This is a genomic window from Protofrankia sp. CiP1_Cm_nod2, assembly GCF_920664355.1.
In the GTDB taxonomy this organism is placed as follows: domain Bacteria; phylum Actinomycetota; class Actinomycetes; order Frankiales; family Frankiaceae; genus Protofrankia.
Genome location: NZ_CAKKTL010000180.1, coordinates 1 through 10680, shown reverse-complemented (window position 1 = coordinate 10680; position 10680 = coordinate 1). Strand labels below are relative to the sequence as shown.

Below are 10680 nucleotides of genomic sequence, written 5' to 3'. Positions count from 1 at the left end.
CCGCCGGCCTCGCGCCCGGCCGGCCCGCACCGGCCGCCGGCCCAGCGCAGCGGTGGGCCCCGCAACGCCTGTGGGCCGCGGACGGGCTGGCCGCCGCGTTGGAGGAAGCCACCAGCCAGGCGGAGCCCCGTGTACTTCCCGGCCTGCCCGGCCGGCCCGGCATCGGTGGCATCGGCGGCGCGGCACTCACCGCGGCCGCCCACCAGTGGCTCGTCGCCGACCCGGCCCAGCTCCCCGTGGCGGTGCTGGGCGGCCGGCAGGTCCGCGACACCCTCGTCGCCGAGTTCGAGCAGCGCGTCGACGCGCTGCGGCGGATGGACGACCTGCTCGGCGGGGAGGACGTCCACGGGCTCGCCGCGGCGGAGCTACGAGTGATCGTCCGGCTGCTGCGTACCGGCGCGTACGGCCAGCGGCAGCACGGCCGGCTGTACGCCGTCGCCGCGGAGCTCGCGCGGCTCGCCGGCTGGGCGGCGTTCGACAGCGGCCGGCACCAGGTGGCCCAGTGGTACTGGCTGATCGCGTTACGTACCGCCCACGAGGCCGGCCGGCCGGCGATCGGCGCCAACGTCCTGCGTTGCATGGCGGAGCAGGCGGTACGTTTCGGCGACCCCAGCGACGCCGTCACCCTGCTGCGCACGGCCCGCGCGGGCGCCGCGGACGTTCTCACCGCCACCGAGCGGGCCATCGTCGCCGGCTGTCTGGCCGTCGCGTACGCCCAGCTCGGCGACGTCCGGTCGGTACACGCCGAGATCGCCGAGGCGCTGGCCCAGATCGAGCGGGCCGACCCGGCCGCGGACCCGGAGTACGTCTACTGGTGCTCCCGTTCGGTGATCGAGTACTACGCCGGCAAGGCGCTGCTGTGCGCCGGTGACGTCGCGGCGGCCGTCGAGTACCTCAGCCGTTCGGTCGACCAGCTCGACGCCACCGCCTACCCACGGGAGCTGATACACCACAGCGCGTGGCTCGGCGTCGCCAAAGTCGACGCCGGGGACGTCGAACAGGCCGTCTGCCTGGGCTATCAGGTGATCGAGCTCGCAGCCCGGATGGCCTCCGAGAACGCCAGGGTGGACGCGCTGACGCTGTGCGACGCGATCGAGATGGCCGGGTACCCGGGCGCACGGGCACTGACCGACCGTGCCCGCGCCGCCCTGCGCGCCGGGAACCCGGCCGCGGCGGGGCCCTGACCGTCCGCCATCGCCTCGGGTCATGGCGGACGGGCCATGACGAACAGACCTGTGGCGGACGGAGCATGGCCGACGCCGCCCTGTGACCGGCACCGCTCGCGGGCGCCCGCCCGCCGGCAGGTCCGCCGCCGGCCGTCGGGAACGGGATGCCCGCCGCCCCGTGGCAGCGCGGCCGGGGCCGAGCGGGCCGTGGGGCCGGGCGGGCTGCGCGGTCGGGAGGCCCCCGTGACCGGAAGATCCTTAATCGCGAAGTGCCGCGACCGAGGGGCGTCAGCGACGGAGCCCCGTCGGCGGACAGACATGGCCGCTGCGGCGCGTTTTCGACACCATGGGTCGGGACGGGCCGGGCCACTGCGGTCACGGCTGTCGATATCACGACACATCCATCGGCTGATCTGCATGGATGTCATTGAGTGGGTACAGGGGACGTCGGCCTCGACGTCCGCTAGCGTGATCGGAACACCCGCACGTGGGGGACGGAGGCCATGAACAGTCCGGTGGTACCCATCACGCTGATAGTGGTGCTCCTGATCGGCGCGATCCTCTTCGTCGTGCTCTCCAGCCGTGACCAGGAGCGTCCCGGTCCCGACTCGAGGCCGCAGCCGCGACACTCCTCCCCCGACGAGACGATGCCCGTGCGGCGGCCACCACAACGCCGGCGCCGGCGCCAGCGCCAGGGCGTTCTCGCGTCGCTGCGGCGCCCGGCCGCGACGCGGGAACAGGCCCGTGGCAGCGATCCGGACGACTCGGCCGGCCCGGCTCCCCGCACCAGCGGCCCGCCGGCCGCCCCCACCCAGTTCGACGGCCCCGCACTCCTGGGCGACGCCGCGGCTCCCACCGCACCGGCGCCCACCACATCGGTGCCCACCGCACCGGTGCCCACCGCACCGGTTCCACCGGCTCCCCCGGCGTCCGTCAGGGCCTCGCACGCCGATGCCGCGACCACCGCATACCCCGCGCCACCGCCGTACCGCGCGCCGGCTCCCGGGAGCGGGCCCGACGGCCCCGTCGACCCGGCGGCCACCACCCGGGTGACCCCGCTGGTCAACGCCACCGCCGACGCCACCGTCCGGGTCGAGGGGGATCATCGGCAGCAGTCCCGCGGCCCGGACGCCACCGGGTGGATGCCACCGCTGGTCGGCCCGCCACCACCGGTCATCCCGGTCCCGGAGAGCGGCCGGGCCAGGCCGGCGGTCGACCAGCCCGCCGCCGGCGGGCCCGCGCGGGGTGAGGACCTGCCCGCGGGCACCGCGGGGTACGGCACGCCCGGCTCCCCACCTGGCACCGGCGCCGGGAGTCCGGCCGACGCGCAGGCCGGCGGATACCCCGACGCCGGCCCAGGCGCGGCCCGCTCCCACGGTGGCAGGCCCGACGCCCCGCGGGACGATCACGGTGTACCGGCGGAGAGCGGCTGGACGCTCCCCCCGACCGCACCGATCCCCCCGCCGCCAGCTCCTGGCGGCGAGCAGCTGGTCGCGAACGAGCCGGACGTCTCCACGTCGGCGCCGCTGCGGCTGGCCGCGGCCGGCCGGACCAGGCGCGGCAAGCGCGGCGGCCCCAACGAGGACGCCTTCGTCGTCGTTGATGGCCTGCTCGCGGTCGCCGACGGGGTCGGCGGCGAGGCAGCCGGGCAGATCGCGTCCACCCTGGCGGTGACCACGGTGGCGAGCTTCCGCCCACAGTACGCCGCCGACCCGCGCGACGGGCTGCGGAGGGCGCTCGAGCGGGCCAACCGGACGGTCCGGGAGAAGCCCCTGGAGGAGCCCTCCTGGCACGGCATGGCCTGCACCCTCGACGTCGTCGTGCTGGGCCGGCAGCAGGACACCGGCCGGACCCTCTTCGTCGCGCACGTGGGGGACAGCTCCGTCTGGCTACAGCCCGGCCGTGGCCGGCCGCGGCAGCTCACCACACCGCACGCCATCAAGAACGGGCCACTGCTCAACGCGATCGGCCTCAACGAGGATGTCGAGCTCGATCTGCTGGAGGAGCCCGTGCGGGCCGGCGACCGGGTCGTCCTTGCCAGCGACGGGATCACCAAGGTCATGGCGCCCGAGCAGCTCAACGGCCTGCTGATGGAGCTGGGCAGTCTGAGCCCGGAGCGGGCCGCGGACGCCCTGGTGGACGCGGCCATGCACGCCGGTGCCCGCGACGACACCACCATCGTCGTAGCCGACCTGGTCGCCGACGACACCTCCACCCGCTGACCGCTACCGGTACTGGTACCGGTAGCCTGCCATCGTTCATGACCAACCGGTAAACTTGACCGGGTCCGGGGGCAACTGACACTGCGGGTACCCGGTCCAGTATTTTGATCATAAGGATATCGGCCGGTAACAGGGTGGACCATCTCACCGTGCCCCGTCCGGGTTACGGGAGTTTTCGATGGTCGTGATGCGGGGGCATCCAATTATCAACAACAGATCGTCGTCAGTCTCCACGAACGCAACCAGCGCACTCGTGGGGAACCGTGTCGATCCCGGATTCCCCCGATGACGACAATGGAAACACAACCCGCATCGCGTGTCGCGCGCATCGGTCTGTGGGGTGCTCCGCTGAGCGGCAAGACCACTTTCCTGGCCGCGCTGCAGATCGCCGTCGTCAACCACCCGGACAATAACAATGACGACTGGCTCATCACCGGGGTCGACGACACCGCGTCGGACTTCCTGAGCTACAACACCAAACTGATGAGCGAGGACCAGCTCTTCCCACCCGCGACCAGCGGTGTCATGGAGCTCCGATGGCGCCTGATCAAGCCCATCCGCGACAGCAGGGCGTGGTGGCGCAGGCTCCGCAGCCCCATCGTGCCCGGCCAGGCCGTCCTCGAGATACAGATGCTCGATGTCGCCGGCCGTATGTTCGCCAGCACGTCGGATGACTCCTCCACGAAATCCCCGATCTTCGCGGAGAAGGACGAACTGGATATCTTCGACGAGCCCGAGCCACAGACCCCCAGGCAGATCATAGATCATCTGGCGGAGTGCGACGGGATCGTGTACCTTTTCGACCCCGTCCACGAACGGAGGTCCTACCGGTACTTCCAGCGGATGCTGGAGCAGCTGGCCCGCCGGTCGTACGAGATGGGCCGGCTGCGGGACGGGCGGCTCCCGCACCACCTCGCCGTCTGCGTCACGAAGTTCGACGACCCGACGGTCTACCGGAAGGCCCTCAACCACGGGGTCGTGCTGGCCGGTGACGACGATGCCGGGACCCCGACAGTCCAGGACGACTATGCCGGTGAGTTCTTCCGGGGGCTGTGCAACGACCGGGACGGCACTTCCTCCCCGCTTGTCATGCGCAGTATCGAACGATACTTCCAGGCCCAGCGGGTGAAATATTTCGTGAGCTCGGCCATCGGTTTCTATATCGGCCCGAGCCGCGTCTTCCGAGGACGCGACTGCGCCAACGTCGAGAGGACTCCGGAGGGCATACCGCGCATCCGCGGCCAGGTCACGCCCATCAATGTGCTGGAGCCGTTCCTGTGGCTGGAGAAACAGATCCACCGGTCATTCTCCGGAACATGACCGAGCAGGCACCGCACGACCCGGGCCGGACGGTCCCGGCCGGTTGGGCGCTGATGGGGAAAGAACCGAACAGCGAAGACGACTATGCCGTGCTGCGGTCGGGCGGGGACTTCTTCTCCCGGGCCGGCTTCGACACGATCCTGCAGGACTTCACCCCGGGCACCCCACCGTGGCCGGTCCCGCAGCCGCTGCCCAATGCCCTGCCATGGATGACAGTGAGCTACGCCTCCCACGGCGAGGGAAGCGTGCTCGGGATCGCGGTGCGGACCTGGTCCGACCAGGTCGACGGTGGGGGCAGGCAGATCGCGACGACCGGTTATCTCTGTGTGCCCTTCGCCGATCTGGCTCGCGTCCCAACGTCCTATGCGACGTTGTACTCCGCGCTCCGCGACGCGGGCGTCGCCGAACGTCGCGACGGCGACGGGCCGGTGCCCGTCACCCTCACTCCCCTGGACGCCGGCGAGCTGGCGGAGCACATCGAGCGGTTCGGCTTCGCTCTGGTGGCGGCCACCGCCGGGCTGCTGCTCGCGCACCCGGTGTCGGTGCTCGACGCCCCGGCCGGCCACCCCGACGAGCAGATGGTGCAACGGCTGCGCTTCCTCGACGCGGTGGCCGCGCTGCTCCCCTACGGTCAGCGGTCGAAACTGGTAGCCAGCACCTGGGCGGACGGCGGGAGCATCCACCGGATCAGGCTGGCGTTCACGAACCGTGCCCGGCCGGAGCACGCGGGCATCCGTTGGGTGCCCCCGGACAGGCTGCCCGTCGTCGAGCTGTCTCCCTCCCTCCGCCAGCCGCGCGTTTCCCCCGACAACAGACACATCCACTATGCGCACCTGCTGATGGCCATGAAGAAGAGCGGTCATACCGTTCAGGAGATCGTCGAACATCTAGCCTCGGCCGGGGAACCACACCGGACGAACGATCCCGGCCATGCCATACACTGCCTTTCCAGGCTGGACGCACAGCTCGCCTCTTCCGTCCACCCTGCCAAAGCTGTCAAACCTGTCCAACCTGTTAAAGCTGTCAAAGCTGTCAAACTGGTCAAATCCGTCCAGCCGCTCCCGCCCACCCCGGCAAAGCCTGTCGTGGCACGCCCTCGGCCTACGGGCAGGGCCGCCGAGGAGCCCGACCGGAACGCCTGGCGCGGGACGGTATGGGGCCTCCTCGAGACGGCGAGCCCGGAGGGGCTGGCGGAGATCGGGCAGACGTGGCCGGAGTGGACGGCCAGGAAGCCGAAGGAGCTACAGCACTGGCTGGCGGTCTCCATAGGGACGATCGGCCGGAGGCTGCTGTGGGCGAGCGATGTGGATCTCACCGCGCCAGAACGCCTGCTCGGCCTGGCCGACCGTCTCGGCCTCGCCGACCAGGCGCTCGCGGGGCTGCTGGACGCCCAGAAGGCGCGGCAGGAGGCGGCTGCAGCCGCACTCGGACAGCCAGTCGACCAGCCGGCGTCCGACCAGCCAGTACTCGATCGGCAACGGTGTGCCACAGCCGCGTCCCTCGTGCTGCGGCACTTCCGCGACCGTCGTCTGCCTACCGGGCGGACGACGGTCGACGCCGATGACGAGGTACTGACCGCGATCACCTACTACGCGCCCGAATCGCTGGCGCGCGAGCTGGTCCGGCAGGCAGCCGACCGCCTGCCGGATGAGCAGATCAAGGCCATGCTGGCATGGCTGGAGACCGCCGGCCCACTACGGGAAAGGCTGCGCCCGTTCCGCGACGTCATCGACGGCGCATCGTCCGAAGCGGCGGCTCTGGCCGTGGGCACAGTCAGAGAGCACGGCGGCTCCTATGTTCTCGCCCTGCTGCAGCTGGCTCGCAAGGCCGGCGGCTTCAGGGCTGCCGCCGTCCTGCTCCCATACGCGCTGCAGTGGATGCTGTCCGAGGTACCCGCGCTCCTGCGGGACGAGGAGGACAGAAAGGGCTGGGTCAAGGAGCTCCGCTGGGCCGTGCCGGACCGGACGAAGACCGGTGAGCTCGAGGCGGTCGAGCTTGAGGCGGTCATGGACCTGCTCCTGCTGGCGTTCGGAGAACAGCCGCGCGAAGATCTGAAGCTGTGGGCGAGCGAAGCCGGCGAGCTCGCCGACAGCTACGTCAGCTCCTTCCGCAGCTCGTTCATGAGCCTGCCCGGCAACAGCGACACCAAGAACATGTACCAGCAGATATTCAAAACCCTGACCGGTCATGTCCGGAGAACCGGCTGGCCGGATTCTCCACCGGCAACGAACCGAATCCTCCTGCTGCTTCGCGATATCGCCACAAAATCCGGTGTCGTCAAAGACGATCTGCTCGCGGATATGGTCCTCGAATTTTTCGACCACCTGCCACGGAGAGATCCGGTGAGAAAACTCCCCGGGAAAAAGGAATGGGACGCCCTGTTCAAGAGCAGGTATCCACGCCTCACCGGGGAGCGTATTCCGCTGAGAAAGATGGGTCGTTGAGCCGGGGCGCACCGGGTCGGGGATGTGCCAGCCGGGACCAGCCGGGGCCGTGGTGGGCACCCCGGCCGGACAGGCGGCGACAGCCCGGGCAGGCAGCGCCGGCCGGCATGACCCGTGACCGCATGCCGTCGGGAGCACGCGGCCGGGACGGATCCGGCGCGATCGTGAAACCCGCTGTGACGCCCGTCCGGTGGCTCACGCCCGTCGTCACAGCGCTCCTCACCGTGCTCCTCACAGCGCTCTTCGCCGCGTTCCTCGCCGCGCTGTTCGCTCTGCTGCCCGCCATCGGCGGCAGCGGTACCGGCCTCGGGCTGCCGGCAGCGTCCGCGGCCACCCCGCGGCCGGCCGCGCTCCCCCCGGAACCGGCCCCCGACCCGCAACCGGGCGTCCCGCAGATGGACCGCGCTGCTGTCATGGCCGCGCTGCACGTCGACGACGTCCCGGCCGACTACGTCGTCCTCGTCGACACCTCGGCGTCGATGGCCGCCGGTGGGCTCGCCGGCCAGGTGAGCCACTTCCTGCGGGGCTTCGTCGCCGGCCTCGCGCCCAGCGACCGTTTCGTCCTGATCGGCTTCGACGTCGCCCCGGCCGTGCTCTACGCCGGCCCCGCGGCCGGCGCGGCCGGCGCGGTCGACCGGCTGCCCCGCGTCCCCACCGGGACGCACACCGACATCGGCGCCGCCGTCAGGGAGGCGGTCGACGAGCTCGGCCGGCACGACGCGTCCCCGGTGGCCGCAGTCTTCCTGCTGACCGACGGGCGGCATCAGCCGCCTCCCAACAGCGGCTTCCCAACCGGTGACGACCGCCCGTGGCAGCTGCTCGGGGACGACGCGCGGCAGCGGCTCGACGTCACGAAGGTCCACGGCTACGGCGTCGCCCTGCGTGACGACGATCAGGCGCGGGACGGAGCCGGCCAGCTCAAGCGGGCGCTGCCCACCACCACGGTGCTCGCGCTGCCCACGGGCCAGCTGCCCGCCTACCTGGACCGTGCCAAGGACGACACCCGCCGGCGCAAGGCCGCCAACCTGCTCGAGGCCGACGTGCGCGGGCAGGTCGTGGTCTCCTGGGACCCACAACTGGCCGACGTGGACCCGGCGGCGTCCCCGCTCGTCACACAGGTGACGCTGACATCGCGGGAACGGTGGCTCCCGCTGGAGCTCACCGATGTCTCGGTCACCTCGTCCGACCGGGACGTGTGGGCGGACGGCATCCCGTCGCGGATAACTCTGGAACCGGGACACAGCGTCACCGTTCCGGTCACGCTGAGCTGGAAATCGCACACTACCGGCCGGCTCCGCGGCTCGAGAACTGTCACCAGCGAGCTACGCCTGGGCGCGAATATCGACTCATCGTGGCGGAACGTTACTGAAAGCGACTTCAAGCTGCCGCTCCAGCTACGCCTCGCCGGCGAGAGCAGCACCCTGTACGGCTCGAGCCGGGCCGGCTGGAACTTCGCCGGGCTGCTCCTGCTCGCCCTGCTGGCGGCGGCGGGCCTTGGGGCGGCCGTCGGCGGCTTGCTGTGGTGGTATCCGAAGCTGACCGGTGTCCTGTCCGCGGAATGGCCGGACGGCCAGATCGTACGGGCGGAGCTGTCCGGGCGGAGAGTACGGATCGGCCCGGGGCGGCGGCTCGACGTCCCCGGCCTCGGATCGGTGCGTGGCCGGCGGGCCAGGAGCATCGGCGAACTCCGTCGAACCGACATCTTCGTGTGCTACCAGGCGCCGCGCCCGGCCGGCAAACCGCGTCACCAGACGCGCCGGGACGGGAAAACGCGCTACCAGCCGCGCCGGCCCCGGAAACCGCCCCGGCTCCGGTTCTCCCCGGGCGACTCCTGGGTCATCGGAGACACAACCTTCATCTATACCGGGGCTGGGCAGGCGGACGACCCGTTCGCCGTGTTCTTCCGCGACCGTCCGGGCCCCCACAGCGGCCCGGACAACGGCCGCGGGAAGCGCATCACCCGCTGACGGAACGTATCGAACAGCCCTGGGGGCTTTCAGTCGTCATCCCCCGGGAAACGGATGGAATGGCGCGCGCGCAGCGCCCGCTCACGTTCCGCCAGCGCCTGCGCGAGCCCGGCATCGGCCTCCCGCAGGAGCCGTCCGACGCCCCCCAGCCCGCCCAGGCTCTTCGTGATCGCCTCGTTGGCCGTCGCGTGGGCCCGCAGGGCCGCGGTGAGCTGCTCGTTCTCGGCGACCAGCCGCTCCAGGGCGGCCGTGGCACCGGCCAGCTCCCCAGCCAGCCGGCCGTGCTCCTCCTTGGCGCGGGCGATCTCCTCCTCCCGGGCCCGGATCCGCTCGGCCCACTCGTGCTGGGCGGACGCGGCCTGTGCCAGCAGCCGCTGAAGATCCTCCCGTAGCTCCCCGAGCTGCTCATCGGTCAGCCGCAGCAGCCGTCCGGCCGCGAGCTCCAACGCCCGCTCCGTCTCGGCCACCGGGGTGGCGAAGACCTCCGCCCGCTCGGTGAGATCATCGTGCTGCGCCCGCAGCGTGTCGAGGAAGCCGGCGACCTTCTCGGCGTGCCGGAGCTCCCCGACCCGGGCCCGCAGCAGCTCGTACTCGGCGGCGCGGTCGAGCAGCCCCCGTTCGATGCCACGGCGGCGGTCCAGTTCCGCCCGTAGCGCCGCGACATCCGCCGCTGCCGACGCCTGCTCGGCCGCGGAGCGCAGCAGCTCCTCCTCGGCCGGGATACCGGCGTCGGCCACCGCCAGCAGGCCCGGCAGGACCTCGACGAGATCCTTCGCTGTGGCCAGGGCGGCGTCGAGGGCCACCACCACGCCGAACGCCTCCGCCGGGTCGGCCTCACCGGCCCCGGCCCCGGCCCCGGCCCCGGCCTTCACCGCCAGCACAGCCTGCCGGAATGCCGAACGCAACGCGTCGAGCGCCGTCACCGGCGCATCCGGAGAGGCGGTGATCGCCACCTCCCCGGGCCGCGGCTCGGCCCAGGGGTCCTCAACCACCATTCCTCCGTTCATCCCCTGCTGACGGCCTGTATCCCGCCGCCGGCCCCCCGCCACGCCCGGTCTGGGACGGCACAGGCGAAGGTCACCCGTTCTCCGCCGCCGGAGCTGAGGGGAGAGGCAGGACCCGCGCCGGCCCACCGGCGACCGGGTGCAGGACGAGTGCGCCAGGCCCGAACCCGGTGCGGACGGCCCGCGCCCCCACGTGGTAGCCGCCCGATGGCAGATCGTCCCGTAACGGTATCCGGACCGGAAAACGACCACCGTGACCAGCCGGCTGGACGTCGACAAGCACCTCACGGCCGTGGGAGCCGTCGACGGTCACCACGACCGGGACGTCGCCGGCCTCGGCCCGTTCCAGTGGGAGAGCACCCGGTGTAGCGACCACCAGACTCCCCGCGGCCAGCAGGCCGTCACGGACCTGGTGCACCCGCAGGCTCAGGGCATGCGGGCAGCCCTCGGCCGCGGTCACCCGGCCGGCGGCCAGCACCGCCGCCCCACGGGCCGCCGCGAGCTCGGGGCGGTCCACCGCCAGTGGCACCGGGATGCCGCCCCGGCCGAGCGCGGCC

6 protein-coding genes and 1 pseudogene are annotated in these 10680 nt (G+C 71.9%); 5 read left to right on the top strand and 2 right to left on the bottom strand.

All coding sequences use genetic code 11. The features are described from left to right. From NBW84_RS17945 to NBW84_RS17925, 5 genes are all read left to right on the top strand, one after another. Positions 1-1184 (top strand): XRE family transcriptional regulator (locus NBW84_RS17945; RefSeq protein WP_250285889.1); only part of this gene is annotated, 1184 nt, incomplete at its 5' end. 485 nt (positions 1185-1669) lie between these two features. Beyond that, positions 1670-3388, top strand: a complete 1719-nt coding sequence (locus NBW84_RS17940; protein WP_250285888.1) for a protein phosphatase 2C domain-containing protein — start codon at positions 1670-1672, stop codon at positions 3386-3388. A 285-nt stretch (positions 3389-3673) separates the two neighbouring features. Further along, complete coding sequence (locus tag NBW84_RS17935; RefSeq protein ID WP_250285887.1) at positions 3674-4708, top strand: hypothetical protein; 1035 nt, start codon at positions 3674-3676, stop codon at positions 4706-4708. Continuing rightward, positions 4705-7152, top strand: a complete 2448-nt coding sequence (locus tag NBW84_RS17930) for a hypothetical protein (protein ID WP_250285886.1) — start codon at positions 4705-4707, stop codon at positions 7150-7152. The genes NBW84_RS17935 and NBW84_RS17930 overlap by 4 nt, the downstream gene beginning before the upstream one ends. A gap of 176 nt (positions 7153-7328) precedes the next feature. Next, positions 7329-9119, top strand: a complete 1791-nt coding sequence (locus NBW84_RS17925; RefSeq protein ID WP_250285885.1) for a vWA domain-containing protein — start codon at positions 7329-7331, stop codon at positions 9117-9119. Between the two features lie 29 nt (positions 9120-9148). On the opposite strand, the gene NBW84_RS17920 is transcribed toward NBW84_RS17925, so the two are convergent. Continuing rightward, entirely contained in the window at positions 9149-10114 is a 966-nt protein-coding gene (locus NBW84_RS17920; RefSeq protein WP_250285884.1) for a hypothetical protein, read from the bottom strand. 82 nt (positions 10115-10196) lie between these two features. Beyond that, positions 10197-10680, bottom strand: a pseudogene (locus tag NBW84_RS17915) (hypothetical protein); the annotation flags it as partial.